The 24,062-nt window shown below is 68.6% G+C and carries 29 protein-coding genes and 1 pseudogene; 17 read left to right on the top strand and 13 right to left on the bottom strand.

Annotated elements, in window-relative coordinates; translation table 11 throughout:
• Positions 1-69: 69 nt before the first annotated feature.
• Together NBE95_RS11830 and NBE95_RS11825 are read left to right on the top strand one after the other, a co-directional pair.
• Entirely contained in the window at positions 70-666 is a 597-nt protein-coding gene (locus NBE95_RS11830) for a LysE/ArgO family amino acid transporter (RefSeq protein ID WP_289895643.1), read from the top strand.
• A 38-nt stretch (positions 667-704) separates the two neighbouring features.
• Entirely contained in the window at positions 705-1,616 is a 912-nt protein-coding gene (locus NBE95_RS11825) for a DMT family transporter (protein WP_289895642.1), read from the top strand.
• Here NBE95_RS11825 and NBE95_RS11820 read toward each other — a convergent pair.
• From NBE95_RS11820 to choX, 5 genes and pseudogenes are all read right to left on the bottom strand, one after another.
• On the bottom strand, positions 1,613-1,831 hold the full coding sequence (locus NBE95_RS11820; RefSeq protein WP_289895641.1) for a hypothetical protein: 219 nt from the start codon (positions 1,829-1,831) through the stop codon (positions 1,613-1,615). The genes NBE95_RS11825 and NBE95_RS11820 overlap by 4 nt on opposite strands.
• A 152-nt stretch (positions 1,832-1,983) precedes the next feature.
• Positions 1,984-2,151 carry a hypothetical protein gene (locus NBE95_RS11815; RefSeq protein WP_289895640.1) on the bottom strand — a complete coding sequence of 56 codons (168 nt, stop codon included), beginning with the start codon at positions 2,149-2,151 and terminating at the stop codon, positions 1,984-1,986.
• A gap of 24 nt (positions 2,152-2,175) precedes the next feature.
• Positions 2,176-3,235: pseudogene (gene choV / locus NBE95_RS11810) on the bottom strand (choline ABC transporter ATP-binding protein).
• Positions 3,228-4,079, bottom strand: a complete 852-nt coding sequence (gene choW / locus NBE95_RS11805) for a choline ABC transporter permease subunit (RefSeq protein ID WP_289895639.1) — start codon at positions 4,077-4,079, stop codon at positions 3,228-3,230. The pseudogene choV and the gene choW overlap by 8 nt, the downstream one beginning before the upstream one ends.
• Positions 4,080-4,272: 193 nt before the next feature.
• Positions 4,273-5,226: a choline ABC transporter substrate-binding protein gene (gene choX / locus NBE95_RS11800; protein WP_289895638.1), complete on the bottom strand. Its 954-nt coding sequence runs from the start codon at positions 5,224-5,226 to the stop codon at positions 4,273-4,275.
• 130 nt (positions 5,227-5,356) lie between these two features.
• On the opposite strand from choX, the gene betI reads away from it, so the two are divergent.
• The 3 genes from betI (at position 5,357) to betA (ending at position 9,102) form a co-directional block, all read left to right on the top strand.
• Positions 5,357-5,926 (top strand): transcriptional regulator BetI, encoded by a 570-nt coding sequence (gene betI, locus NBE95_RS11795; protein WP_289895637.1) that lies wholly within the window; start codon positions 5,357-5,359, stop codon positions 5,924-5,926.
• On the top strand, positions 5,923-7,368 hold the full coding sequence (gene betB / locus NBE95_RS11790) for a betaine-aldehyde dehydrogenase (RefSeq protein ID WP_289895636.1): 1,446 nt from the start codon (positions 5,923-5,925) through the stop codon (positions 7,366-7,368). Before betI ends, betB begins: the two co-directional genes overlap by 4 nt.
• Before the next feature lie 81 nt (positions 7,369-7,449).
• Entirely contained in the window at positions 7,450-9,102 is a 1,653-nt protein-coding gene (gene betA, locus NBE95_RS11785) for a choline dehydrogenase (protein ID WP_289895635.1), read from the top strand.
• A 1-nt stretch (position 9,103) separates the two neighbouring features.
• On the opposite strand, the gene NBE95_RS11780 is transcribed toward betA, so the two are convergent.
• Entirely contained in the window at positions 9,104-9,631 is a 528-nt protein-coding gene (locus NBE95_RS11780) for a DUF177 domain-containing protein (RefSeq protein ID WP_289895634.1), read from the bottom strand.
• Positions 9,632-9,745: 114 nt separating this feature from the next.
• On the opposite strand from NBE95_RS11780, the gene bamE reads away from it, so the two are divergent.
• On the top strand, positions 9,746-10,204 hold the full coding sequence (bamE, locus tag NBE95_RS11775; protein WP_289895633.1) for an outer membrane protein assembly factor BamE: 459 nt from the start codon (positions 9,746-9,748) through the stop codon (positions 10,202-10,204).
• 33 nt (positions 10,205-10,237) lie between these two features.
• On the opposite strand, the gene msrB is transcribed toward bamE, so the two are convergent.
• Entirely contained in the window at positions 10,238-10,630 is a 393-nt protein-coding gene (msrB, locus tag NBE95_RS11770) for a peptide-methionine (R)-S-oxide reductase MsrB (protein ID WP_289895632.1), read from the bottom strand.
• 111 nt (positions 10,631-10,741) lie between these two features.
• On the opposite strand from msrB, the gene NBE95_RS11765 reads away from it, so the two are divergent.
• From NBE95_RS11765 to rnd, 3 genes are all read left to right on the top strand, one after another.
• On the top strand, positions 10,742-11,506 hold the full coding sequence (locus NBE95_RS11765) for a GNAT family N-acetyltransferase (RefSeq protein WP_289895631.1): 765 nt from the start codon (positions 10,742-10,744) through the stop codon (positions 11,504-11,506).
• A 42-nt stretch (positions 11,507-11,548) separates the two neighbouring features.
• Positions 11,549-12,679, top strand: a complete 1,131-nt coding sequence (gene tgt, locus NBE95_RS11760; protein ID WP_289895630.1) for a tRNA guanosine(34) transglycosylase Tgt — start codon at positions 11,549-11,551, stop codon at positions 12,677-12,679.
• A gap of 128 nt (positions 12,680-12,807) precedes the next feature.
• Positions 12,808-13,977, top strand: a complete 1,170-nt coding sequence (gene rnd / locus NBE95_RS11755; protein ID WP_289895926.1) for a ribonuclease D — start codon at positions 12,808-12,810, stop codon at positions 13,975-13,977.
• A 6-nt stretch (positions 13,978-13,983) separates the two neighbouring features.
• Here the strand turns inward: rnd and NBE95_RS11750 are convergent, their stop codons facing one another.
• The 4 genes from NBE95_RS11750 to hisA are packed head-to-tail and all read right to left on the bottom strand — an operon-like array spanning position 13,984 to position 16,314.
• Positions 13,984-14,496, bottom strand: coding sequence for an MgtC/SapB family protein (locus NBE95_RS11750; RefSeq protein WP_289895925.1), 513 nt, complete (start codon positions 14,494-14,496; stop codon positions 13,984-13,986).
• A 5-nt stretch (positions 14,497-14,501) separates the two neighbouring features.
• The gene (locus tag NBE95_RS11745; RefSeq protein WP_019352683.1) at positions 14,502-14,813 is read right to left on the bottom strand and encodes a phosphoribosyl-ATP diphosphatase; all 312 of its coding nucleotides are present in this window, start codon (positions 14,811-14,813) and stop codon (positions 14,502-14,504) included.
• A complete protein-coding gene (hisF, locus tag NBE95_RS11740; protein WP_289895629.1) occupies positions 14,810-15,571 on the bottom strand; it encodes an imidazole glycerol phosphate synthase subunit HisF in 762 nt (253 codons plus the stop codon). Before hisF ends, NBE95_RS11745 begins: the two co-directional genes overlap by 4 nt.
• A gap of 26 nt (positions 15,572-15,597) precedes the next feature.
• Complete coding sequence (gene hisA / locus NBE95_RS11735; protein WP_289895628.1) at positions 15,598-16,314, bottom strand: 1-(5-phosphoribosyl)-5-[(5-phosphoribosylamino)methylideneamino]imidazole-4-carboxamide isomerase; 717 nt, start codon at positions 16,312-16,314, stop codon at positions 15,598-15,600.
• Positions 16,315-16,484: 170 nt separating this feature from the next.
• On the opposite strand from hisA, the gene NBE95_RS11730 reads away from it, so the two are divergent.
• On the top strand, positions 16,485-16,871 hold the full coding sequence (locus NBE95_RS11730) for a DUF2147 domain-containing protein (protein WP_019353287.1): 387 nt from the start codon (positions 16,485-16,487) through the stop codon (positions 16,869-16,871).
• Positions 16,872-16,973: 102 nt separating this feature from the next.
• Here the strand turns inward: NBE95_RS11730 and hisH are convergent, their stop codons facing one another.
• Both hisH and hisB read right to left on the bottom strand, forming a co-directional pair.
• Complete coding sequence (gene hisH, locus NBE95_RS11725) at positions 16,974-17,603, bottom strand: imidazole glycerol phosphate synthase subunit HisH (protein WP_289895627.1); 630 nt, start codon at positions 17,601-17,603, stop codon at positions 16,974-16,976.
• Complete coding sequence (gene hisB / locus NBE95_RS11720) at positions 17,603-18,190, bottom strand: imidazoleglycerol-phosphate dehydratase HisB (protein WP_289895626.1); 588 nt, start codon at positions 18,188-18,190, stop codon at positions 17,603-17,605. Before hisB ends, hisH begins: the two co-directional genes overlap by 1 nt.
• 190 nt (positions 18,191-18,380) lie before the next feature.
• On the opposite strand from hisB, the gene NBE95_RS11715 reads away from it, so the two are divergent.
• The 7 genes from NBE95_RS11715 (at position 18,381) to NBE95_RS11685 (ending at position 23,936) form a co-directional block, all read left to right on the top strand.
• Positions 18,381-18,950, top strand: a complete 570-nt coding sequence (locus NBE95_RS11715) for a hypothetical protein (RefSeq protein WP_289895625.1) — start codon at positions 18,381-18,383, stop codon at positions 18,948-18,950.
• A gap of 3 nt (positions 18,951-18,953) precedes the next feature.
• Complete coding sequence (locus NBE95_RS11710; protein ID WP_289895624.1) at positions 18,954-19,316, top strand: cell division protein ZapA; 363 nt, start codon at positions 18,954-18,956, stop codon at positions 19,314-19,316.
• A gap of 397 nt (positions 19,317-19,713) precedes the next feature.
• Positions 19,714-20,856, top strand: coding sequence for a sulfate ABC transporter substrate-binding protein (locus tag NBE95_RS11705; RefSeq protein ID WP_289895623.1), 1,143 nt, complete (start codon positions 19,714-19,716; stop codon positions 20,854-20,856).
• Positions 20,857-20,859: 3 nt separating this feature from the next.
• Positions 20,860-21,696, top strand: a complete 837-nt coding sequence (cysT, locus tag NBE95_RS11700) for a sulfate ABC transporter permease subunit CysT (protein ID WP_289895622.1) — start codon at positions 20,860-20,862, stop codon at positions 21,694-21,696.
• Positions 21,689-22,555 carry a sulfate ABC transporter permease subunit CysW gene (gene cysW / locus NBE95_RS11695; RefSeq protein WP_289895621.1) on the top strand — a complete coding sequence of 289 codons (867 nt, stop codon included), beginning with the start codon at positions 21,689-21,691 and terminating at the stop codon, positions 22,553-22,555. Before cysT ends, cysW begins: the two co-directional genes overlap by 8 nt.
• Before the next feature lie 8 nt (positions 22,556-22,563).
• Entirely contained in the window at positions 22,564-23,283 is a 720-nt protein-coding gene (cysA, locus tag NBE95_RS11690; protein ID WP_289895620.1) for a sulfate ABC transporter ATP-binding protein, read from the top strand.
• 128 nt (positions 23,284-23,411) lie between these two features.
• On the top strand, positions 23,412-23,936 hold the full coding sequence (locus NBE95_RS11685; RefSeq protein WP_289895619.1) for a TIGR00645 family protein: 525 nt from the start codon (positions 23,412-23,414) through the stop codon (positions 23,934-23,936).
• The last annotated feature ends 126 nt before the right edge of the window (positions 23,937-24,062 follow it).

Raw genomic sequence — 24,062 nt, 5'->3', positions numbered from 1 at the left:
CCGGATAACGATTTTGAATTTGCCTGAAGGCGGCCCGGCCGGCAAGACAGGCCCGAAAAGGAGAGCCGCATGCATGCCTATCTTGCCGGTCTGGGCACCGCCCTGTCGCTGATCGTCGCCATCGGGGCGCAGAACGCCTTCGTGCTGAAGCAGGGTCTGATGCGCCGGCATGTGCTGGCGACCTGTGCGTTTTGCGCGCTGTCGGACGCGGTGCTGATCACCGCCGGGGTGCTGGGCGCCGGGGCGCTGGCGGCGCGCGCGCCGTGGTTTCTGGAGGCGATGCGCTGGGGCGGCGCGGTGTTCCTGCTGGTCTATGGCGCGCGGGCCTTTCGTGCCGCCTGGCGCGGCGGCGAGAGCCTGCGGGCCGGGCAGGGGGCGACCGGCCTGGCCGCCACGCTGGGCGTGCTGGCGGCGCTGACCTGGCTCAACCCGCATGTCTGGCTGGATACGGTGGTGCTGATCGGCTCGATCTCGGCCCGCTGGGAGGACAAGCCGGGTTTCGTCGCCGGGGCGGTCTCGGGCTCGGTGATCTTCTTCTTCGCGCTGGGCTACGGGGCGCGCTGGCTGTCGCCGCTGTTCGCGCGGCCGGCGGCCTGGCGGGTGCTGGATCTGCTGGTCGGGCTGGTGATGTGGAGCATCGCCCTTGGGCTGGTGCGGAACGGCTGACCCTTGCGCCCGGCCGGCCGAAAGGGCATGGCGGCGGGATGACGCAGGGCCCGGCCACCCCCCGCAGCGACCTGAACGGCATCTTCTGGATGCTGACGGCCGGGCTGTGCTTCGTCGGCGTCAACGGCACGGTGCGCTGGCTGGGCCAGGCGCTGCCGGCGGCCGAGGGCGCCTTCATCCGCTTCGCTTTCGGCCTGCTGCTGCTGGTCCCGGCGCTGGGGCCGGCGCTGCGGCGCGGCTTCCCCCCGCGCATCTGGGGGCTGTTCGCGCTGCGCGGCGGGTTGCATGTGCTGGCGGTGATCCTGTGGTTCTATGCCATGGCGCGCATCACCGTGGCCGAGGTCACCGCCATCGGCTTTCTCAACCCCATCGTGGTGACGGTCGGCGCGGCGCTGCTGATGGGCGAGCGGGTCTCGTGGCGGCGGGCGCTGGCCATCGCCGTGGCGCTGGCGGGGGCGATGATCGTGCTGCGGCCCGGCCTTCGGGCGCTGGAGCCCGGCCATCTGGCGCAGCTCGGCGCCTCGGTCACCTTCGGCCTGTCCTATCTGGTCGCCAAGCGGCTGTCCGACCATGTGCCGGCCTCGGTGGTGGTGGCGATGATGTCGCTGACGGTCTGCGTCGGGCTGGCGCCCATCGCGGCGCTGCATTGGGTGACGCCGAGCCTGCTGCAATGCGCGGTTCTGGCCTGCACGGCGCTGTTCGCCACCGCCGGGCATTACGCCATGACCCGCGCCTTCATCTCGGCGCCGCTGACGGTGACGCAGCCGGTGACGCTGCTGCAGTTGATCTGGGCCAGCCTGCTTGGCGCGCTGGTCTTTGCCGAGCCGGTCGATCTGTGGGTGCTGGTCGGCGGCGCCGTCATGATAGGCGCGATCAGCTATATCACCTGGCGCGAGGCACGGCTGCGGCGGGGCCTGGTCACCCCGCCGCCCGGCGCGACCCGCGATTAGCGCAGGTCCCAGTGGCGCGGGCTACGCTGCTGCGGCTCGATCCCGATGTCGCGCAGCAGGTGGTCGGGAAGCGTGTCGACCGGCGGCGGCTTGCCGCCCCGCCGCAGGGCGGCGCGCAGCAACGCCAGGCTGACGCGCAGCAGCCCGTGGGTCTTGATCAGCTCGTCCAAAGGCGCGCGGAGTTCCCGCGCGGCAGGAATGGTTGCAAGGGTCATCCTGTCCAGCCGCCCGTTCTGCACGGCACGGCCCTCATGTAGCAATGGGTCGAAAAGGCGACGGGCAGCGCCCGTGCGACATCGCGGGGCGTCAGCCGTCGGCGAAGATGGGGAAGCTCAGTCCCGGTGCGGGATGCCCTGAACGGGTTCCGTCAACGCCGGTCCTGGCGTCGGTTCATCCCGCGAAAGGCGGCAGCCGAAGCGGCGGTAATGATGATCATGCCGGTGCCCTTTCTGTCGAGATTGCGGAACAGGGCACTTGATAGGCACATCTTGCGATTCGAGGCAACCCGCCCCGCGAGGTTTGCGGGACGGGCCATGGTCTTGCCGCAACAAGGATGGGGTCAGTGCTCGATCGCGCCGCCCCCGGCGCCGCGCCGGGCGACCAGCCGGGACATGATGCTTTGCCGGGTCACGCGGCCGCCGCCCTGCAGGGGCAAGGCGTCGATGCCGGATTCGGTCATCATGCGGATGACCTCGCGCACCGGGGTTTCGCGGTCCAGCGCATCGCCCGGCAGGTCGCCGGGCTCGGCCACGTCCTCGGCGGTCAGCACCGCCAGCGGGTTCATGTGGGCGACGAAATCCTCGACATAGGCATTGACCGGATTGGCGATGATCTCGCGCGCGGTGCCGATCTGCACGATGCGGCCGCCCTCCATCAGCGCGATGCGGTTGCCGATGCGGAACGCCTCGTCCAGGTCGTGGCTGACGAAGACGATGGTGCGGCGGAAGCGTTCCTGCAGCTCCAGCAGTTCGTCCTGCAGCCGGTTGCGGATCAGCGGGTCCAGCGCCGAGAAGGGCTCGTCCATCAGCAGGATCGGCGCCTCGGTGGCGAAGGCGCGGGCCAGGCCGACGCGCTGCTGCATGCCGCCCGACAGGTCGCCCACCTTGCGCTCGGCCCATTCGGTCAGCCCGACGGTGGCCAGTTGGGCATCGACGCGCTTGCGCCGTTCGGCGGCAGGGACGCCGGCCAGTTCCAGCCCCAGGCCGACATTCTCGCGCACCGAGCGCCAGGGCAGCAGGCCGAACTGCTGGAACACCATGGCGATGCATTCGCGCCGCAGGCGGCGCAGCTCGGCGCCGGAGGCCTTGGTCACCGAGGCCATGCGGTCGCCGTTCCAGATCCGCACCTCGCCCCGGCAGACCCGAGTTGAGCCCGTTCACCGCCCGCAGCAGCGTGGATTTTCCCGAGCCGGAAAGGCCCATAAGCACCAGGATCTCGCCCTCGCGCACGGTCAGCGAGCAGTTGTGCACGCCCAGGACCTGGCCGGTTTCGGATTTGATCGGCCCGCGGTCCAGCCCCTGGTCCATCAGCGGCAGGGCCGCCTCGGGCGAATCGCCGAAGACGATGTTCACATTGTCGAATTCGACCGCGTTGCGCGCGGTTTCCATGCGATCAGTCATCACGCCTCCCCACGCGCATCATCCGGTCCAGCATGATGGCGACGACCACGATGATGAACCCGCTTTCGAATCCCAGCGCGGTATTCACGCTGTTCAGCGCCCGGACCACCGGCACGCCCAGACCCGAGGCCCCGACCAGTGCGGCGATCACCACCATCGACAGCGACAGCATGATCGTCTGGTTCAGCCCGGCCATGATCTGCGGCGCGGCGCTTGGCAGCTCGACCTTCCACAGAAGCTGGCGCGGCGTGGCGCCGAAGGCGATGGCGGCCTCGACCAGCGATTGCGGGGTCGAGCTGATGCCCAGATGTGTCAGCCGGATCGGCGCCGGCAGCACGAAGATCACCGTGGCGATCAGCCCGGGCACCATGCCGATGCCGAAGAAGACGATGGCGGGGATCAGGTAGACGAAGGTCGGCAGCGTCTGCATCAGGTCCAGCACCGGCCGCATCCAGGCGTAGAGCTTGGGCCGGTGCGCCGTGGCGATGCCGATGGGCACGCCGATGGCCATGCAGACCACGCAGGCCGACAGCACCAGGGTCAGGGACTGCATGGTCTCGTCCCAATAGCCCTGGTTGAGGATGAAAAGAAAGCTCAGCGCCACCAGCAGGCAGGTCTTCCAGCTGCGTTGCAGCGCCCAGGTCAGCGCCACCGCCAGCAGGGTGAAGATCAGCGGGTGCGGGTATTCGAGAAGCGCGAGAATGCCGTTGATCAGCCCGTCCATCAGCTTCGAGATGAAGTTGAAGACGACCGCGGCATGGGCGTTCAGCCAGTCGAAGATCGCCTTGGCCGTCTTGCCCACCGGGATCTTGGTCCCGGTCACCAGCTCGGTCAGTTGCTCCATGCGTCCTTGTCTTTCTGCCGGGCGTTCGGGGAAGGTCTGCGCGGCGGCGGGCGGTCGGCCCATTGGGCCGACGCCTCGGGCGGGGCAGGTCTTCGTTTCCGGCGAAGGTGGAAGGAAAGGCCCGAAGGCCCGGGAACGCGGGGACAGGCCGGGGCGCGTCCTGCGCCCGCGGCGGCCTGCCGCCCGCCCGGATTCATTCGGCCAACGCCTTGTCCAGCGCCGCCTGCGCGTCGCCGCCATCGGCGGTGGTCACGCCCGCGATCCAGGGTTTGGCGGCATCGGGATTGGCCTTGAGCCATTTCAGCGCCGCATCGGCAGGCGCCTCGCCATCGTTCAGGATCAGGCCCATGACCTCGCTCTCCATGGGCAGGGTGAATTCGAGGTTCTGCAGGAACTTGCCGACATTCGGGCATTTCTCTGCATAGCCGGCGCGCACGTTGGTGTCGACCCGCGCCCCGCCGAAATCCGGCCCGAAGACATCGTCGCCGCCGGCCAGATAGGTCATCTTGAACTGCGTGTTCATCGGATGCGGCTCCCAGCCCAGGAAGACCACCGGCTGGCCGGCGCCGTCGGCACGGGCGACCTGCGCCAGCATCCCCTGTTCGCTGCTTTCGACCACCTCGAAGGTGCCGAGGTCGAACTTGTTTTCCGCCACCATCTCCAGCAGCAGGCGGTTGCCGTCATTGCCCGGCTCGATGCCGTAGATCTTGCCGTCCAGTTCCTTCTTGTGGGCGGCGATCTTGCCGAAATCGTCGATGCCCAGCTTGGCGCCGGCCGCGTTGGTGGCCAGGGTGTATTTCGCACCGGTCAGGTTGGTGCGCAGAACGTCCACGGTGCCGGCGTCGCGATAAGACTTCAGGTCGTTTTCCTGGCTCGGCATCCAATTGCCCAGGAACACGTCCACATCGTCCTTGGCCATCGCGGTATAGGTCACCGGCAGCGACAGGATCTTGGTCTCGGTCTCGTAGCCCAGGGCCTGCAGCACGCTCGAGGCGAGCGCGGTCGTCGAGCTGATATCCGTCCAGCCGACATCCGAGAAGACGACCTTGCGGCACTCCATCGGCTCTTGTGCCGCAGCGATGCCAGCGGTGGCGAATGAAGCGACCAACCCGGCGGCAAGAGCTGCGGCGGTGCGGCGAAATGTCATCTTTATCTCCCTGGTTTGTTGACTGGTGAGTCAATTAAGGCTTTTATTGATTGACGAGTCAATCAAAGATCTGCCAGATGCGGGTCGCCCGCGCGAATTTTCGAACGAAACGACAAAACGGTGTCCTGTCATGCCCAAACTTGGTGCTGAACCTATCCGAAAGGCGGCATTAATCAACGCCGCGATCACCACGGTGGGCCGCGCCGGGTCGCTGGACGTCACCGTGGCGCAGATCGCGCGCGAGGCGGGAATGTCCTCGGCGCTGGCGCATCATTATTTCGGCTCCAAGGAGCGGATCTTCCTGGCGGCGATGCGGCACATCCTGGCGCAATACGGCGCCTCGACCCGCGCGGCGCTGAAGGGGGCCGGCACGCCGCGCGAGCGGCTGGACGCCATCGTCGCCGCCAGCTTCGACAGCGCCAATTTCGAGCGCGACACCATCGCCGCCTGGTTGAACTTCTATGCGCTGGCGCTGGTCGAGCCCGAGGCGGCGCGTCTGCTGCGCGTCTATCACCGCCGGCTCAGTTCGAACCTGCTGGTGGCGCTGCGGCCGCTGGCGGGCGCGGGGGCCGAACGCATTGCCCGCACGCTGGGGGCGCTGATCGACGGGCTTTATCTGCGCGCGGCGCTGTCCGACACCGCCGATGCCGCCGCCGCCGAACGCACGACACTGGATTATCTGGAGAAGGTCCTGCCATGAGCCATTCCGCCCAACCCGCCGCCAGCCTTTACATCGACGGCGCCTTCGTCGAGGGCGCGGGGGCCGAGCTTGCGGTGCATTATCCCTATACCGGCGCGGTGATCGCCACCCTGCGCGAGGCCTCGCCGGCGCAGGTGGCCAAGGCCACCGCGGCGGCGGCGGCGGCGCAGCCGGCCTGGGCGGGGCTGCGCCCGGTCGAGCGTGGCCGGGTGCTGATGCGGGCGGCGCAGCTCATCCGCGAGCGGGCCGAGGAACTGGCGCGGCTCGAAACCCTGGACACCGGCAAGCCGATCCAGGAGACGCGGGTGGCCGACTGGCCCTCGGGCGCCGATGCGCTGGAATATTTCGCCGGGCTGGCGCCGACCGTCACCGGCCAGGCGATCCCGCTGGGCGGCGATTTCGTCTATACGATCCGCGAGGCGCTGGGGGTTTGCGCCGGTATCGGCGCCTGGAATTATCCCAGCCAGATCGCGTGCTGGAAGGCGGCGCCGGCCTTGGCGATGGGCAATGCCATGGTCTTCAAGCCCAGCGAGGAAACCCCGCTGGGCGCGCTGAAACTGGCCGAGATCCTGACCGAGGCCGGTCTGCCGGCCGGCATCTTCAACGTGGTGCAGGGCCGCGGCGCGGTGGGCGCGGCGCTGGTCACGGACCCGCGGGTCGCCAAGGTGTCGCTGACCGGCTCGGTCGCCACCGGGCAAAAGGTCTATGCCGCCGCGGCCGAAGGCATGCGGCATGTCACCATGGAACTGGGCGGCAAGTCGCCGCTGATCGTCTTCGACGATGCCAGCCTCGAGGATGCGGTCGGCGCGGCGATGCTGGCGAATTTCTATTCCGCGGGGCAGATCTGCTCGAACGGCACCCGGGTCTTCGTGCAGCAGGGCATCCTGCCCGCCTTTCTCGACCGGCTGGCCGAGCGGGTGGCGAAGGTCCGGATCGGCGACCCGCTGGACGAGGAAACCCAGCACGGTCCCATCGTCAGCCCGGCCCAGGCGGCGAAGATCCGCGAGGCCATCGAGCGCGGCCGCGCCGAGGGCGCGCGGCTGGTCTGCGGCGGCTCGGGCGAGGGCGCCTTCGTGCCGCCCACCGTGTTTGCCGATGCTTCGGACGACATGTGGATCGTGCGCGAGGAGATTTTCGGCCCGGTGATGTCGGTGCTGGGCTTTGCCACCGAGGAGGAGGCCGTCGCCCGCGCCAATGCCTCGCCCTATGGGCTGGCGGCCGGGGTGTTCACCCGCGACCTGGCGCGCGGCCATCGGGTTGCGGCGGCGCTGCAGGCCGGGACCACCTGGATCAACGCCTATAACCTGACCCCGGTCGAGGCGCCCTTCGGCGGCGTCAAGCTGTCGGGGGTCGGCCGCGAGAACTCGGCCGCGGCCATCGAACATTATTCGCAGCTGAAATCGGTCTATGTCGGCATGGGAGGCGTCGATGCGCCCTATTGAGCGGCGCCGCGCCGGCGGCGCGGTGGGCATGGGTATTTGGGCAACGAAGAAGCCCGCAAGGGCGGTGCAGGGGAGGCAGGCATGATCCCGGATTACCTCATCGTCGGCGCCGGTTCGGCCGGCTGCGCGCTGGCCTATCGGCTGGTGATGGCCGGCAAGCGCGTGGACGTCATCGAATATGGCGGCAGCGATGTCGGGCCCTTCATCCAGATGCCGGCGGCGCTGAGCTATCCGATGAACATGCGCCGTTATGACTGGGGCTTTTCCTCGGAACCCGAAGCGCATCTGGGCAACCGGCGGCTGGTGACGCCGCGCGGCAAGGTGGTCGGCGGGTCGTCCTCGATCAACGGCATGGTGTTCGTGCGCGGCCATGCCCGGGATTTCGACTTCTGGGCCGAGAGCGGCGCCGACGGCTGGGCCTATGCCGATGTGCTGCCCTATTTCAAGCGCATGGAGAGCTCGCATGGCGCGGTCAGCGACTATCGCGGCACCGAAGGGCCGCTGCATGTGACGCGCGGCTCGCGCAAGAATCCGCTGTTCAACGCCTTCATCCGGGCCGGGCGCGAGGCCGGCTATCCGACCACCGAGGATTACAACGGCGCCCGCCAGGAGGGCTTCGGCGCCATGGAGGCGACGATCTGGGAAGGCCGGCGCTGGTCGGCCGCCAATGCCTATCTGCGCCCGGCGCAGGAAACCGGGCTGTTGCGGCTGCGGCGCGGTCTGGCGCAGCGCGTGGTGTTCGAGGACGGCCGCGCCGTCGGAGTCGAGGTCAGGAATACCCGCGGCGTCAATGTGTTCCGCGCGAAACATGAGGTGATCCTTTCGGCCAGTTCGATCAACACGCCGAAGCTGCTGATGCTGTCGGGCATCGGCCCGGCGGACCATCTGCGCGCGCATGGCATCGCGGTCCGGGCGGACCGGCCCGGCGTGGGCGCGAACCTTCAGGATCACCTGGAGGTCTATATGCAATATACCGCGACCAAGCCGGTCACGCTTTACAAGCACTGGAACCTGTGGGGCAAGGGCTCGATCGGGGCGCAATGGCTGGCGACCGGGACCGGCCTCGGCGCCTCGAACCAGTTCGAAAGCTGCGGCTTCATCCGTTCGGCCGCCGGGGTCGAATACCCGGACATCCAGTATCACTTCCTGCCGCTCGCCGTGCGCTATGACGGCAAGGCGGCGGCCGAGGGGCATGGCTTCCAGGTCCATGTCGGGCCGATGCGGTCGAAGTCGCGCGGCACGGTGCGGCTGAAATCCGCCGATCCGAAGGAGGCGCCGGAGATCCGCTTCAATTACATGTCGCATCCCGACGACTGGGCCGAGTTCCGCGCCTGCGTGCGACTGACCCGCGAGATCTTCGAGCAGCCGGCCTTTGCCGAATACAAGGGCTACGAGATCCAGCCCGGCGAGGATGTGCTGAGCGATGCGCAGATCGACGCCTTCATCCGTGAGCATGCCGAGTCGGCCTTCCACCCCTGCGGCACCGCCCGCATCGGCCGGCGGGACGACGAGATGGCGGTGGTCGATCCCGAATTGCGGGTGATCGGCGTCGAGGGGCTGCGGGTCGCCGACAGCTCGATCTTCCCGCGCATCACCAACGGCAACCTGAACGCGCCGTCGATCATGACCGGCGAAAAGGCCGCCGATCATCTTCTGGGTCAAGGCATGCTGGCGCCGCTGAACCTGGGGCCGGAGATCGCCCCTGACTGGAAGGAAAGCCAGCGTTCGGCGTGAGTTATTCTGTCTTCTTAGAATCTTTCAAGAGATCCGACAGCCCGGCGAAGGGCTTTCGGGTCTCGGTCTCGGGCGCCGGTTCGGCCGCGCCCAGAGCCGCGCCCTCGGCCCGGGGATAAAGCGGCAGGGCCAGCGCCAGTTCCTCGACCATGATCGCCTCGACGTCGATGAACGGCCCCAGCGGTTCCAGTTCCTCGTCGAGCATCTCGATTTCGTCGCCCTCGGGTGTGCCGACATGCGGCGAGTAGAGGCGACGCACCGTCTCGTCGATGGTGGTCTTGACCGGGGCCAGCGTCACGACGCAGGGCTGCACCACCCGGGCGGACAGCTTGCCCGTGACCTCCCATGCCTCGTTCTGCGCGGCGCGGATCTCGCCGGTGAAGCTCAGCCTGGGCAGGGCGCTCAGGCCCAGCTCGCCGGCCAGCGCCTCGCGCGCCGGGGCGGCGGGGGCAAGCGTGAATGCCGTCGGTTGGCGCGGGTTCAGATGCGCCACCCGGAACCGGGTCTGCGGGGCTTTGGAATCGGTCATCGGTGGCCTTTCGCGGGCGATTTCGCCCATGGTCTGGATATTCTTGAGCGCGGGGCGCGAGTTTGCTAAGCCGGTCGCGCGGCGTCAACAGGCGCGTAAGGGGACAGTGAGAATATGAAGATTTCCCGGCGGCAGATCATGGGTCTTGCACTGGCTGCGCCTCTGGGCCTTGCCGCCTGCCAGGCCACCTATCGCAATCACGGCTATGTGCCGCCCGAGGAGCAGCTGGCCCAGGTCGTCGTCGGCCAGACCACGCAATCCGAGCTGGAGGGGCTGATCGGCCGGCCTTCGGCGCAGGGGCTGCTGACCGGCTCGGCCTGGTATTACGTCGGCTCGCGCTGGCAGTTCTACGGCCCCCGCCAGCCGCGCGAGATCGACCGCCAGGTGGTCGCCATCAGCTTCGGCGAAAGCGGCGTGGTCAGCAATGTCGAGCGCTTCGGGCAGGAGCGCGGCCAGGTCGTGGTGCTGTCGCGGCGCGTGACCGATACCGGCGTCACCAGCCTGGGGCTGATCCGGCAGCTGATGGGCAATGTCGGCCGGGTCTCGGCCGGGCAGTTGCTGGACCAGCAGTAAGGCGAAAGGGCGCCGCGGCGGCGCCCCTTGCCGTCAGCCCGCCCCGGGCATGAAGCGCAGCGCCACGCCGTTGATGCAATAGCGCAGCCCGGTGGGCGGCGGGCCGTCCGGGAAGACGTGGCCCAGATGCGCGTCGCAGCGGTGGCAGCGCACCTCGGTGCGGATCATGCCGTGGCTCAGGTCGCGATGTTCGTCGATGGCGCCGCCCGGTTGCGAGAAGCTGGGCCAGCCGCAATGGCTTTCGAACTTGGCATCGCCGTCGAACAGCCGGGCGCCGCAACAGACGCATTCGTAATGTCCGGGCCCCTGGGGAAAGCCCGGATGGGAAAACGGCCGCTCGGTTCCGGCCTGCCGCGTCACGCGATAGGTCTCGGGGTCCAGCGCCTCGCGCCATTCCGCATCGGTCTTGATGATCCGCTCTGACATCTTCGCACTTCAATCCTGCTATGCTGCTGTTACAAGATAGGTGCAGGGAGGGCGGTAACAAGTCGGATCAGGGCCGGTTGGCGGCCAATCAGGGGATCGGGCAAGGACGCCATGCAACCATTGCGCAAGGGCCGCTACGAGGTCAGCTTTGCTGAAACCGCAGAAGAAATTCGCGCGGCGCAGCGCCTGCGCTGGCTGTGCTTCATCGGCCGCGGCCGGCCGGACGAGGCGCCCGGGGCGCCCGGGGCGCTGGATGCCGACGATTACGACGCGCGCTGCAGCCATGTGCTGATTCGGGAAAGCGGCTCGGGCCGGCTGGTCGCCTGCTTCCGCATGCTGACGCTGTCCGGCGGGGCCGAGATCGGCGACAGCTATTCGGCGCGCTATTACAACCTGTCACGTCTGCGCGATTTCCACGGCCGCATGGTCGAGATCGGCCGCTTCTGCATTCATCCCGAACTGCAGGACCCGGACATATTGCGCCTGGCCTGGGGGGCGCTGGCCCGGCACGTCGACGAACAGCGGGTCGAGATGCTGTTCGGCTGCTCCAGCTTCATGGGCACCGATACCCAGGGCTACGAGGACGCCTTCGCCATGCTGCGCGAGCGGCACCTGGCGCCGAAACGCTGGTTGCCGCGGGTCAAGGCACCGCAGGTGTTCCGCTTTGCCCGCACCCTGCGGCTGCGCAAGCCCGATCCGCGCCGCGCCATGGCGGCGATGCCGCCGCTGCTGCGCTCCTACCTCGCCATGGGCGGCTGGGTCAGCGATCATGCGGTGGTGGACCGGCAGCTCGACACCCTGCATGTCTTCACCGGGCTGGAGATTGGCGCCATTCCCCCCGCGCGGGCGAAACTCTTGCGCGCGGCCGGGGCGTAAGCGGCTTTGCATCCGGCGCGCAAAGCGCCTATGTGCCGGCGCATGAGCGACAGATTCCAGTTCTCCGTCCAGGCCACCGACGGCCGCGCCCGCAGCGGTGTGATCCAGACCCCGCGCGGCGAGATCCGCACCCCCGCCTTCATGCCGGTCGGCACCGCCGCCACCGTCAAGGCCATGCTGCCCGAATCGGTGCGCGCCACCGGCGCCGACATCCTGCTGGGCAACACCTATCACCTGATGCTGCGCCCCGGCGCCGAGCGCATCGCCCGGCTGGGCGGCCTGCACCGGTTCATGAACTGGCCGCGGCCGATCCTGACCGATTCGGGCGGCTTCCAGGTCATGTCGCTGTCCAGCCTGCGCAAGCTGACCGAGGAGGGCGTGACCTTTTCCAGCCATATCGACGGCTCCAAGCATGTCCTGTCGCCCGAAACCAGCATGGAGATCCAGCGCCTGCTCGGCTCGGACATCGTCATGGCCTTCGACGAATGCCCGGCGCTGCCCGCGTCCGAGGAGGTGGTGGCGAAATCCATGCGCATGTCGATGCGTTGGGCGCAGCGCTCGCGCGACGCCTTCGGCGACCGGCCGGGCCACGCGCTGTTCGGCATCATGCAGGGCGGCGTCACCCGCGAATTGCGCGAGGAATCGGCCGAGGCGCTGAAATCCATCGGCTTCGAGGGCTATGCCATCGGCGGCCTCGCCGTCGGCGAGGGGCAGGAGGCGATGTTCGGCGTGCTCGACTATGCCCCGGGCTTCCTGCCCGAGGACCGGCCGCGCTACCTGATGGGCGTCGGCAAGCCCGACGACATCGTCGGCGCGGTGCTGCGCGGCGTCGACATGATGGATTGCGTGCTGCCCTCGCGCTCGGGCCGCACCGGCCAGGCCTGGACCCGGCGCGGCCAGGTCAACGTCAAGAACGCCCGGCACGCCGACGATCCGCGGCCGCTGGACGCGCATTGCAGCTGCCCGGCCTGCACCGGCTACAGCCGCGCCTATCTGCACCATGTCTTCCGCGCCGGCGAGATGATCTCGGGCATGTTGCTGACCTGGCACAACCTGCATTACTTCCAAGAGCTGATGGCGGGCCTGCGCGATGCGATCTCGCGCGGGCAACTGGCCGGATTCGTCGCCGAATTCGAGGCAATGCGGGCACAGGGCGACATAGAACCTTTGTAAAACGCCGGGTAATGCCTTGAACTTCTGCGAACCTTCGATATTCCCGAAGGGAATCGCCCGGCGGATGACCCGCCGCCCCTTGAAAGAGTCCTATGCCAGCCGACGCACAGACCGACCGCAAGACCGAGATCCGCACCATCGCCACCACGGCCGAACTGGCCGAATTCTGTGAACTGGCCAAGGCCCAGCCCTATGTCACGCTCGATACCGAATTCCTGCGCGAGCGGACCTATTATTCCAAGCTCTGCCTGATCCAGGCGGCGCTGCCGCCGGCCTCGGGCAAGGCGGCGGGCGGGCCGGCGGTGCTGATCGACCCGCTGGCCGAAGGGCTGTCGCTGGAGCCGCTTTACGACCTGTTCCGCCACAAGGCGACGGTCAAGGTCTTCCACGCCGCGCGCCAGGATCTGGAAATCTTCTTCCACGATGCCGGCGTCTTTCCCGATCCGCTGTTCGACACCCAGATCGCCGCCATGGTCTGCGGCTTCGGCGAGCAGGTGGGGTACGAGACGCTGGTCAAGAAGATCGCCCGCCAGCCGCTCGACAAGTCCTCGCGCTTCACCGACTGGTCGCACCGGCCGCTGTCAGAGGCGCAGGCGGCCTATGCGCTGGCCGACGTGACGCATCTGCGGGCGATCTACGAGTTCCTGTCGGCGCAGCTCGACAAGACCGGCCGCGCCCCCTGGCTGGAGGAGGAGGTCGCGGTGCTGCTGAACCCCGAGACCTATATCACCCGGCCGGACGAGGCCTGGACGCGGGTGTGCACCCGCTCGGGCTCGCCGCGCTTCCTGGCGGTGGTGCGCGAGCTGGCGCGCTTCCGCGAGAGCTTCGCCCAGGACCGCGACATTCCGCGCGCCCGGGTGTTCAAGGACGATGCGCTGATCGAACTGGCCTCGACCAAGCCGCTGACCGAGGCGGATCTGGGCAAGTCGCGGCTGCTGTTGCGCGATGCCCGGCGGGGCGAGATCGCCAGCGGCATCCTGGCCGCGGTCAAGGCCGGGTTGGAGGCCAGGGATCTGCCGAAACCGGCGCCCGAGGAACCGGGGCGGCCCGGCAATGCGGCGCTGGCCGACCTGTTGCGGGTGCTGCTGAAGGCCAAGTCCGACGCGGCCGGCGTGGCGCCGCGGCTGATCGCCTCGGCGGCGGATCTCGATGCCATCGCCTCGGGCGCCCGCGACCTGCCGGCGCTGTCGGGCTGGCGGTCCGAGGTTTTCGGCCAGGACGCGCTGCGCCTTGCCGCGGGCGAGATCGCGCTTTCCGCGCAGGGCGGGGCGGTCAAGGTGGTGCCGGTATCGGGTTGACCGGGGCTAGTCCCGGTCGACCTTGCCGACCTCCTCGGCCACCTCTTGTGCCACCGGCGTGACCAGCACCCGGATCAGATACAGCACCACCATCGCCATTCCGGTGGCGATCAGCGCCAGCCACAGGTCGCCGGTCCCGCAGCACAGCCCGATGGCGCCGCAAAGCCACATCGAGGCGCCGGTGGTGATGCCGCGCACATTGCCCTTGTTGATGACGATCGAGCCGGCGGCCAGAAAGGCCACGCCCGCCGTCACCGCCTCGATCAGCCGCAACGGATCGGTGCGCTGCCGCTCGTCATTGGCCGTGTCCAGCGCGGTCAGTTCCATCGCCACCAGCGTGAAGCAGGCCGCCGCCAGCGCGATCAGCATATGGGTGCGCAGCCCGGCGGCGCGGGCATGGACCTCGCGCTCCCAGCCGATGACGCCGCCCAGCAGCACCGCCATCACCAGGCGCAGAACCACCACCGCGATGGGCAGGCTGGTCGGTCGCGAAAACTCCTCGGCCAGCATGTCCAGCATCGGGGTCACTTTCGTGCAGCTTTTTCCTCGATGCCCGAACGCCCCTCGCGGCGGTCGAGTTCATTTTCCACCTCGGAAAGCGTCACATCGCGCGCCGCCAGCATGACCAGCAGGTGATAGAGCGTATCAGCGGCCTCGCAGATCAGCCGGGCGCGGTCGCCCTTCACCGCCTCGATGATCGCCTCGACGGCCTCCTCGCCGAATTTCTCGGCGCATTTCTCGGGGCCCTTCGCCAGCAGATTGGCGGTCCAGCTGGTCTCGGGATCGGCGCCCTTGCGCGCCGCGATGGTCTCGGCCAGCCGTTGCAAGCCGCTCATGTCAGCCTCACGGGGATGCCGGCGGCGGCCAGATGCGCCTTGGCCTCGGCCACGGTGAAGGTGCCGAAATGGAAGATCGAGGCCGCCAGCACCGCCGAGGCATGGCCTTCCAGCACGCCCTCGGCCAGATGCTCCAGCGCGCCGACCCCGCCCGAGGCGATGACCGGCACGTTCACCGCATCGGCGACGGCGCGGGTCAGCGGGATGTTGAAGCCGGATTTGGTGCCGTCGCGGTCCATGCTGGTCAGAAGGATCTCGCCCGCGCCCTTGGCCGCGACGGTGCGGGCGAATTCCACCGCGTCGATGCCGGTGGGCTTGCGGCCGCCATGGGTGAAGATCTCCCACCTGCCGGGCGCCACGGTCTTGGCGTCGATGGCGCAGACGATGCACTGGCTGCCGAAACGGTCGGCGGCCTCGGCGATCACGTCGGGGTTGGCGACGGCGGCCGAGTTGAAGCTGACCTTGTCGGCGCCGGCCAGCAGCAGCGCCCGCACGTCCTGGTGGCTGCGCACCCCGCCGCCGACGGTCAGCGGCACGAAACAGGCCTCGGCGGTGCGGGTCACCAGGTCGTACATGGTGCCGCGATTCTCATGCGTGGCATGGATGTCGAGGAAACAGATCTCGTCGGCGCCGGCCGCGTCATAGGCGCGGGCCGCCTCGACCGGATCGCCGGCATCGACGAGATCGACGAAATTCACGCCCTTGACCACGCGGCCATCGGCGACATCCAGGCAGGGGATCACACGGGTCTTCAGCATGCGCCTTGTTACCTCGCCCCGCGCCGTCAGGCCAGCGCCTTCAGCGCCGCGTTCAGGTCGATGGCGCCGTCGTAAAGCGCCCGGCCCGAGATGGCGCCGGCGATGACCCCGGTGGCGCGCAGCGCCATCAGGTCCTGCATCGAGGAAACCCCGCCCGAGGCGATGACCGGAATGTTCACCGCCCGGGCCAGCGCCTCGGTCGCGGCGATGTTGGGGCCGGCCATGGCGCCGTCGCGGTCGATATCGGTATAGATGATCGCGGCGACGCCGGCATCCTCGAAGCGATGCGCCAGGTCGACGGCCATCACGTCGGTTTCCTCGGCCCAGCCGCGCGTCGCCACCCGGCCGCCGCGGGCGTCGATGCCGACGGCGATCTTGCCCGGAAAGGCCATCGCCGCCTCATGCACCAGCGCCGGCTGCTCGACCGCCACCGTGCCCAGGATCACCCGCGCCAGCCCGCGCTCCAGCCAGGCCTCGATGGTCGCCATGTCGCGGATGCCGCCGCCCAATTGGGCCGGCACCGCGATGGCGGCCAGGATCGCCTCGACCGCGGCGGCGTTCACCGGCTTGCCGGCAAAGGCGCCGTTCAGGTCGACCAGATGCAGCCATTCCGCCCCGGCATCCTGAAAGGCGCGGGCCTGCGCGGCGGGGTCCGAGCCGAAGACGGTCGCCGCCTCCATGTCGCCGCGCAGCAGGCGCACGCAATTGCCGTCCTTGAGGTCGATCGCGGGATAAAGGATCATCGCATCTCTCCTGATAGCGTGGCGCCCCTTTGCCACAGCCGGCGCCGATCCGAAAGCCCCGGCCCCCGAAGCCGCGACCTCACGTCAGGCTTGATCGGCGGCGGCGGGCGCCCGCATCCTGCGCCCGGGACCACACCCGCAAACAAGACCCCGGGGGAGGGGGAATCACCATGAGAACACTGGCTCTTGCCGCATCGCTCGCGTTGGCGGGCAGCGCCGTCCAGGCCGAAGGCATCGGCGGCATCTTCCAGACCCAGGCCAATGACGACGGCAATGTCGGCATGGTGCAGTTCTACGATTGCGGCGGCAAGTATTGCGGCAAGCTGATCAAGAGCTTCGACAAGGCCGGCAAGGAGATCGCCTCGCCCCATACCGGCAAGAACATCGTCGCCGGCATGACCGACGAGGGCGGTGGCAAGTTCTCGGGCGGCACGATCTGGGATCCGGGCGCTGACAAGATCTACAAGTCGAAGATGCAGCTCAGCGGCAAGACGCTGAACGTCTCGGGCTGCATCGCGGTGTTCTGCAAGACGCAGCGCTGGGTGCAGGTGAAATAGCGGCCCCGACCTTCACCGTTTTCCAAATACTCCGGGGGAACGCCCGATGCGCCCCGACGAGGGGCGCCTCGGGCGTGGGGGCAGAGCCCCCGCCCGCGCCGCTCAGGGGCGCCAGCGCAGGAAATTGCCGATGATGCGCAGCCCGACGGCCTGCGACTTCTCGGGATGGAACTGGGTGCCGACGATATTGTCCTTCCCGACCACCGCCGTCACCGGCCCGCCGTAATCCGCCGTGGCCAGCAGATGCGCCGGATCGGCGACGCGGAACTGCCAGCCATGCACGAAATAGGCGTGATCGCCGGTGGCGATGCCGTCCAGCAGCGGATGCGGGCGCAGCACCTGCAGGTCGTTCCAGCCCATATGCGGCACCTTCAGGCCGGGGGCGTCGATGGCGTCGATCTCGCCGCCGATCCAGCCCAGACCCGCCGTATCGCGATATTCATGCCCGGTCTCGGCCAGCATCTGCATGCCGACGCAGATGCCCATGAAGGGCACGGCGCGGTCCAGAACCGCCTCGCGCAGCGCCTCGACCATGCCGGGGACGGCGTCCAGCGCCGCCCGGCAGGCCGGAAAGGCGCCGTCGCCCGGCAGCACGATGCGCTCGGCGCGGGCCACCGTCTCGGGGTCGGAGGTCACCACCACCTCGGCCCCGGCCTCGCGCCCCATCAGCGCGAAGGCCTTCTCGGCCGAATGCAGGTTGCCGCTGTCGTAATCGACCAGCGCCACCCGCATCACAACGCCCCCTTGGTCGAGGGCAGCACGCCGGCCATGCGCGGGTCGGGCTCGACCGCCTCGCGCAGGGCGCGGGCCACCGCCTTGAAGGCCGCCTCGGCGATGTGATGCGCATTCAGCCCGTGCAGCCGGTCCACATGCAGCGTGATGCCGCCATGGGTCGAGAGCGCCTGGAAGAATTCCCGCACCAGCTCGGTGTCGAAGCCGCCGATCTTTTGCGCCGGGAAATCCACGTTCCAGACCAGGAACGGCCGGGCCGACAGGTCCAGCGCGGCGCGCACCAGCGCATCGTCCATGGCCAGGTGGAAGGAACCATAGCGCCGGATGCCCTTCTTGTCGCCAAGCGCCTGGACCAGCGCCTTGCCGATGGCGATGCCGGTATCCTCGACCGTGTGGTGGTCGTCGACCTGCAGGTCGCCCCTGGCCCGCACCGTCAGGTCGATCAGCGAATGCCGCGCCAGCTGGTCCAGCATGTGATCGAAGAAGCCGACGCCGGTGCGGTTGTCGTAGCGGCCGCTGCCGTCCAGGTCCAGCTCGACCTCGATCTGCGTCTCGGCCGTGTCGCGGGTGATCTTTGCGCGGCGCATCTGGCGTCTCTCCTCATCAGGCTTGCCGCCTTATAGGGCCCGATCCGGCGGCTGAAAAGCACGGGATGCGGCGGGAAACCCCGCCCATCCTTGTCATATGGCCGAGGCAATGCCAAAAAGTGACAAGCGACCCACAAGCGACCCATAAGGGCGACCCGCAAGGACATGCGACCCGAAAGGATCCCGGCCGATGAGAGACGACCTGAACGCCAGCGAAAAGCGGCTTATCGCCGCCCTGGACCGCATCGACCAGTTCATCGACCGCGCGGCGGAGCGGCGCGGCGGCCCGGATGGCATCATGCCGGAGGAGGGGCTGGCGGCGCAGCTGCACGAGACCCGCGGCGAAAACCGCCGCCTGTCGCAGGAACTGGCCGCGCTGCACGAGCGGCAATCCGAAACCCTGGCCGCCTGCGAGGCGCGGCTGGCCGAGGCGCATCGGCGGCTGGTCGATGCCGGGCAGGAGGCCGCGCGCCTCGCCGCCGCCAACGAGGCGCTGGCCGAAGCGAACCGGGCGCTGATCGACGGCGCCGGGCCGCCGGGTGACGAGATCCGCCGCGCGCTGGAGGCCGAGATCGAATCGCTGCGCGCCGCCCGCGCGGCCGAGCTGGCGCAGATGGGCGACATCATCGACACGCTGGACCGGCTGACCGCGCCCGCCGCTGCCGGCGCGCAGCCGGCGGGTGCGGCCGAAGCCGCCGCCCCGGACGAAGGCGCCGGGTTCGAGGACGAGAATGCGGATCTGGACGAGGAAAGGGGCTGATCCATGGCCGAAGTCGATTTCCCGATCGGACACAAGTCCTATACGCTGGCCTGCCAGGAGGGCGAGGAGCGGCTGCTGAAGCGCGCCGCCGCGCTGCTCGATGCCGAGGCGCAGGTGATCCTGGAGCAGGCCGGTCGGATGCCCGAGCCGCGGCTCTTGCTGCTGGCCGGGCTGATGCTGGCCGACCGCACCGCGGCGCTGGAGGATCGCGCCGCCTCGGCCGAGCGCGAGCTGGCGCGGCTCAAGACCAATCCGCAGCGCGTCGAGGTGCCGGTGGTGCCCGAAAGCCTGGTCGAGGGCATGGCCGAGCTGGCCGCCCGGGCCGAGGCGCTGGCGCAGAAGGCCGAGGACCAGCTGGCGGGCTGAACGCCCGGCCGATGCCCTCGCCTGAATATTTGAGGCACGCAGTGATCCGCCGGGCGGCCGTGCCGCGTCCGGCGGCCTTGGCATGGGTATTTGGGAAACGGTGAAAGCGGCCGGCGCTGGGCCGGTTGGCGGGTTCTGCCGGTCCGCGACGCTTGTCGGGCCGTCGCGGCCGGGGAGGCCGCATCTTGCCGGAAAATGCCGTGATGAACCGCGGAACGGGGTGGGGCGAACCCGGGCCGGCGGGCCGGGCTTGAGAAATTTTAGAAGCAAGCCACTGATTTATCGTTAAATTAAAAACGATAGATGAACACGTCTTTTTTCTTGAAATAAACGATAATCTCTGTCGTAATTTTGGACATGAGACGCCTTGCAAGGCAATCAAGGAGGAAGAGGCATCATGATCCGCACCATCCGCGTGACCGACAGCCAACTGGCCCATGGCCGTGTGATTCGCCGCCATCTCGACGGCCGCCTGACGGTCGAGGACGGCACCAAGCGCCTGACCGGCCATCCGCTGCGTATGGGCTTCCGGGATCGTTGCCTGGGCTTTTCGCTGCGCCGTGCGATGACGGCGGCGGCGGCGATGCTGGGACTGGGCCTTGCCGCCCAGGCCCATGCCGAGAACGCGCTGCTGAACGTCAGCTACGACCCGACCCGCGAGCTTTACCGCGAGGTCAACGCCGCCTTTGCCGCGCAATGGCAAGCCGATGGCCATCCGGCGCCGCAGATCGAGACCTCGCATGGCGGCTCGGGCGCGCAGGCGCGGTCGGTGATCGACGGGCTCAAGGCGCAGGTGGTGACGCTGGCGCTGGCTTCGGATATCGACCAGATCGCCGCCCGGGGGCTGCTGCCCGAGGATTGGCAGGCGCGCCTGCCGCATAACAGCGCCCCCTATACCTCGACCATCGTCTTTCTGGTGCGCGAGGGCAATCCCAAAGGCATCCGGGACTGGGGCGACCTGGTCAAGGACGGCGTCGAGGTCATCACCCCCAATCCCAAGACCTCGGGCGGGGCGCGCTGGAACTATCTGGCCGCCTGGGCCTGGGCGCAGAAGCACGGTCAGGATCCCAAGGGTTTCGTGGCCGAGCTGTTCAAGCATGTCCCGGTGCTGGACAGCGGCGCGCGCGGCGCGACCACGACCTTCACCCAGCGCGAGATCGGCGACGTGCTGCTGGCCTGGGAGAACGAGGCCTATCTGGCGCTGAACGAGCTGGGCGAGGACCGGTTCGACATCGTGGTGCCCTCGGTCTCGATCCTGGCCGAGCCGCCGGTCGCGGTGGTCGACAAGAACATCGCCGATGACGAGCAGAAGGCGCTGGCCGATGCCTATCTGGGCTTTCTTTACAGTCCCGAGGGCCAGGCGCTGGCCTTCAAGCATTATTACCGCGCCTGGGACGCCAGCGCCGCCGATCCGGACGACGTGGCCCGCTTTTCCAAGCTCGACCTGGTGACCATCGCCGATTTCGGCGGCTGGAAGCAGGCCCAGCCCGAGCATTTCGGCGACGGCGGCAGCTTCGACCAGATCTATGGCGGGAATTAGGCGATGCCGGCGCTGCGCATCCAGAACTCTCCCATGCCCGGCTTTGCGCTGGGCATGGGCATCACGCTGACCATGCTGTCGCTGATCGTCATCCTGCCGGTCGGCGCGCTGCTGGCCCAGGGCGCGAGCTATGGCGCAGAGGGTATTTGGAAAACGGTGAACACGCCGCGGGTCTGGGCGGCGCTCTATCTGTCGTTCCGGCTGGCATTTTTCGCGGCGCTGTTCAACCTGGTCTTCGGCACCTTGCTGGCCTGGGTTCTGGCGCGCTACCGCTTCGCGGGCCGCCGGCTGGTCGATGCGCTGGTCGACCTGCCCTTCGCCCTGCCGACCGCGGTGGCGGGCATCGCGCTGACCGCGCTTTATGCGCCGAACGGCGTCCTCGGCGGCATCGCCAAGGCGCTGGGCGGCAAGATCGCCTATACGCCATCGGGCATCCTGATTGCGCTGATCTTCGTCGGCCTGCCCTTCGTCACCCGCACCGTGCAGCCGGTGATCGCCGAGATCGAGCAGGAGGTCGAGGAGGCCTCGGCCACGCTGGGCGCCGGGCGGTTCCATACCCTGCGCCGGGTGATCCTGCCGATGCTGATGCCGGCGGCGCTGACCGGCTTCGCGCTGTCGCTGGCCCGCGCGGTCGGCGAATACGGCTCGGTCATCTTCATCGCCGGCAACCTGCCGCTGAAGACCGAGATCGCGCCCCTGCTGATCGTCATCAAGCTGGAGGAGTTCGACTATGACGGCGCCGCCGCCATCGGCATCGCCATGCTGCTGATTTCGTTCACCATGCTTCTGGTCATCAACCTGATCCAGATCTGGAGCCGCCGGAGGATCGGCCATGTCTGATATGCAAGCCCCCGCCCGCTGGCGCCCGGTGACCGAGGAAAGCCGGCCGGTCCGCATCGCCCTGATCGCCGTGGCCCTGGTCGGCCTTGGCATCCTGGTGCTGGCGCCGCTGGCCGTGGTCTTCGCCGAAGCCCTCGCACGCGGCGCGGCCGAGGCCGTCGCCTCGCTGGCCCAGCCCGACGCGCGGGCGGCCGTCAGGCTGACGCTCTTGGTCGCGGCCATCGCCGTGCCGCTGAACGCGGTCTTCGGCATCGCTGCCGCCTGGACCATCACCAAGTTCGACTTTCGCGGCAAGGCGTTCCTGATCACGCTGATCGACCTGCCGTTCTCGGTCTCTCCGGTGGTGGCGGGGCTGGCGCTGGTGCTGCTGTTCGGCACCAACAGCCTGATAGGCGGCTGGCTGGTCGCGCAGGGCTTTCCGATCATCTTCGCGCTGCCGGGGATTGTGCTGGCCTCGGTCTTCGTCACCTTTCCCTTCGTCGCGCGCGAGCTGATCCCGGTGATGATCGAGCAGGGCCGGGCCGAGGAGGAGGCGGCGCTGACGCTGGGCGCCTCGGGCTGGCGGGTGTTCCGCACCGTGACGCTGCCGAACATCAAATGGGCGCTGCTTTACGGGGTGCTGCTGTGCAACGCCCGCGCCATGGGCGAGTTCGGCGCCGTGGCCGTGGTCTCGGGCAAGATCCGCGGCGTCACCGCCACCATGCCGATCACCATCGAGATGATGTACAACGAATATCTTTCGGTGGCGGCCTTTTCGCTCGCCGCCGTGCTGGCGGCGCTGGGCCTGCTGACGCTGGCGCTGAAGTCCGTGCTGGAATGGCACCACGCCGACCAGCTTGCCACAACCCGCAGACATTGAGGTGTCCGATGCATATCGAGATCGACGAGATCGCCAAGCAATTCGGTGCCACCACGGCCTTGCAGCCGGTCAGCTTGGCCATCCCCTCGGGGGCGCTGGTGGCGCTCCTGGGCCCCTCGGGCTCGGGCAAGACCACGCTCTTGCGCATCCTGGGCGGGCTGGAGTTCCCCAGTTCCGGCCGGGTGCTGTTCGACGGCCAGGACGCGACCGGCATGACCGTGCAGGAGCGGCGCGCCGGCTTCGTGTTCCAGAGCTATGCGCTGTTCAAGCACATGACGGTGTTCGAGAACATCGCCTATGGGCTGCGCGCCCGCCCGCGCGCCGCGCGCCCGCCCGCGGCCGAGATCCGGCGCCGGGTGTCGAAGCTTCTGGACCTGATCCAGCTGCCGCAGATCGCCAAGCGCTTCCCGAGCCAGCTGTCGGGCGGCCAGCGCCAGCGCGTCGCCCTGGCGCGCGCCTTGGCCATCGAGCCGCGCATGCTGCTGCTCGACGAGCCTTTCGGTGCGCTCGACGCCCGCGTGCGCAAGGAGCTGCGCCAGGGGCTACGCGAGATCCACGACACCACCGGCCTGACCACGGTCTTCGTCACCCATGATCAGGACGAGGCGATGGAGCTGGCCGACCTGGTGGTGGTGATGTCCATGGGCCGGATCGAGCAGGTCGGCCGCCCGCAGGACATCCGCGCCCGGCCGGCGACGGCCTTCGTGCGGGGGTTCATCGACGCCTGAGGCCGGCGCGGATTCACCGGTCTCCGGGGAACGAGGCCGCCCCGGTCGCGGCATGGCTGCGGCGGGGGGTTTTCGCCGCGCCGCGGCGTGCCTAGATGAGGGCTTTCGGAACCCGTGCAGGAGACATGATGGAACGCCTTCTCGAACGCAGCCTTTTCGCCAGCCGCTGGATGATGGCGCCGATCTATGTCGGGCTGGCGCTGTCCCTGCTGATCCTGCTTTGGGTCTTTGCGCTGGAATTCTGGCACCTGGTGCAGATCCTGCCGGTGATGACCGTGAACGACGCGGTGCTGGGCGTGCTGGCGCTGATCGACCTGAGCCTGGCCGCCAACCTGCTGCTGATCGTGATCTTCTCGGGCTACGAGAATTTCGTCAGCCGCATGGACCTGAGCGGGCACGAGGACCGGCCGAACTGGCAGGGCGAGGTGGATTTCTCGGGGCTGAAGCTGAAGCTGGTGGCCTCGATCGTGGCGATCTCGGGCATCCATCTGCTGAAGGTGTTCATGGATGTCAGCAAATACAGCGCCGACCAGATCCGCTGGATGGTGGTGATCCATCTGGTCTTCGTGATCTCGGGGGTGCTGCTGGCGGCGATGGACTGGATCTCGAACCATGGCAAGACGCTGAAGAAGGCCAAGGCGGCGCAGGGCTGAGCCGTCGCGCCGGTCGCGCGGCCGCCGGGGTATTTGGGAAACGGTGAAGGGCAGGGGCGTCGCGTCGGGGCGGCGCCCCTGGCGCGTGCCGCGGATTTTTGGCCGGGCGGGCGGCGCGGACCCTTG

Source organism: Paracoccus sp. TOH, from assembly GCF_030388245.1.
In the GTDB taxonomy this organism is placed as follows: domain Bacteria; phylum Pseudomonadota; class Alphaproteobacteria; order Rhodobacterales; family Rhodobacteraceae; genus Paracoccus; species Paracoccus simplex.
The sequence above is the reverse complement of the archived record's forward strand: the minus strand, read 5'-3'. Positions and strand labels throughout refer to the sequence as shown.

Bases quoted from the DNA above. Each gene is read 5' to 3' on its own strand.
- NBE95_RS11830 (WP_289895643.1), top strand. From the start codon at position 70: ATGCATGCCTATCTTGCCGGTCTGGGCACCGCCCTGTCGCTGATCGTC.
- NBE95_RS11825 (WP_289895642.1), top strand. From the start codon at position 705: ATGACGCAGGGCCCGGCCACCCCCCGCAGCGACCTGAACGGCATCTTC.
- NBE95_RS11820 (WP_289895641.1), bottom strand. From the start codon at position 1,831: ATGACCCTTGCAACCATTCCTGCCGCGCGGGAACTCCGCGCGCCTTTG.
- NBE95_RS11815 (WP_289895640.1), bottom strand. From the start codon at position 2,151: ATGGCCCGTCCCGCAAACCTCGCGGGGCGGGTTGCCTCGAATCGCAAG.
- choW (WP_289895639.1), bottom strand. From the start codon at position 4,079: ATGGAGCAACTGACCGAGCTGGTGACCGGGACCAAGATCCCGGTGGGC.
- choX (WP_289895638.1), bottom strand. From the start codon at position 5,226: ATGACATTTCGCCGCACCGCCGCAGCTCTTGCCGCCGGGTTGGTCGCT.
- betI (WP_289895637.1), top strand. From the start codon at position 5,357: ATGCCCAAACTTGGTGCTGAACCTATCCGAAAGGCGGCATTAATCAAC.
- betB (WP_289895636.1), top strand. From the start codon at position 5,923: ATGAGCCATTCCGCCCAACCCGCCGCCAGCCTTTACATCGACGGCGCC.
- betA (WP_289895635.1), top strand. From the start codon at position 7,450: ATGATCCCGGATTACCTCATCGTCGGCGCCGGTTCGGCCGGCTGCGCG.
- NBE95_RS11780 (WP_289895634.1), bottom strand. From the start codon at position 9,631: ATGACCGATTCCAAAGCCCCGCAGACCCGGTTCCGGGTGGCGCATCTG.
- bamE (WP_289895633.1), top strand. From the start codon at position 9,746: ATGAAGATTTCCCGGCGGCAGATCATGGGTCTTGCACTGGCTGCGCCT.
- msrB (WP_289895632.1), bottom strand. From the start codon at position 10,630: ATGTCAGAGCGGATCATCAAGACCGATGCGGAATGGCGCGAGGCGCTG.
- NBE95_RS11765 (WP_289895631.1), top strand. From the start codon at position 10,742: ATGCAACCATTGCGCAAGGGCCGCTACGAGGTCAGCTTTGCTGAAACC.
- tgt (WP_289895630.1), top strand. From the start codon at position 11,549: ATGAGCGACAGATTCCAGTTCTCCGTCCAGGCCACCGACGGCCGCGCC.
- NBE95_RS11750 (WP_289895925.1), bottom strand. From the start codon at position 14,496: ATGCTGGACATGCTGGCCGAGGAGTTTTCGCGACCGACCAGCCTGCCC.
- NBE95_RS11745 (WP_019352683.1), bottom strand. From the start codon at position 14,813: ATGAGCGGCTTGCAACGGCTGGCCGAGACCATCGCGGCGCGCAAGGGC.
- hisF (WP_289895629.1), bottom strand. From the start codon at position 15,571: ATGCTGAAGACCCGTGTGATCCCCTGCCTGGATGTCGCCGATGGCCGC.
- hisA (WP_289895628.1), bottom strand. From the start codon at position 16,314: ATGATCCTTTATCCCGCGATCGACCTCAAGGACGGCAATTGCGTGCGC.
- NBE95_RS11730 (WP_019353287.1), top strand. From the start codon at position 16,485: ATGAGAACACTGGCTCTTGCCGCATCGCTCGCGTTGGCGGGCAGCGCC.
- hisH (WP_289895627.1), bottom strand. From the start codon at position 17,603: ATGCGGGTGGCGCTGGTCGATTACGACAGCGGCAACCTGCATTCGGCC.
- hisB (WP_289895626.1), bottom strand. From the start codon at position 18,190: ATGCGCCGCGCAAAGATCACCCGCGACACGGCCGAGACGCAGATCGAG.
- NBE95_RS11715 (WP_289895625.1), top strand. From the start codon at position 18,381: ATGAGAGACGACCTGAACGCCAGCGAAAAGCGGCTTATCGCCGCCCTG.
- NBE95_RS11710 (WP_289895624.1), top strand. From the start codon at position 18,954: ATGGCCGAAGTCGATTTCCCGATCGGACACAAGTCCTATACGCTGGCC.
- NBE95_RS11705 (WP_289895623.1), top strand. From the start codon at position 19,714: ATGATCCGCACCATCCGCGTGACCGACAGCCAACTGGCCCATGGCCGT.
- cysT (WP_289895622.1), top strand. From the start codon at position 20,860: ATGCCGGCGCTGCGCATCCAGAACTCTCCCATGCCCGGCTTTGCGCTG.
- cysW (WP_289895621.1), top strand. From the start codon at position 21,689: ATGTCTGATATGCAAGCCCCCGCCCGCTGGCGCCCGGTGACCGAGGAA.
- cysA (WP_289895620.1), top strand. From the start codon at position 22,564: ATGCATATCGAGATCGACGAGATCGCCAAGCAATTCGGTGCCACCACG.
- NBE95_RS11685 (WP_289895619.1), top strand. From the start codon at position 23,412: ATGGAACGCCTTCTCGAACGCAGCCTTTTCGCCAGCCGCTGGATGATG.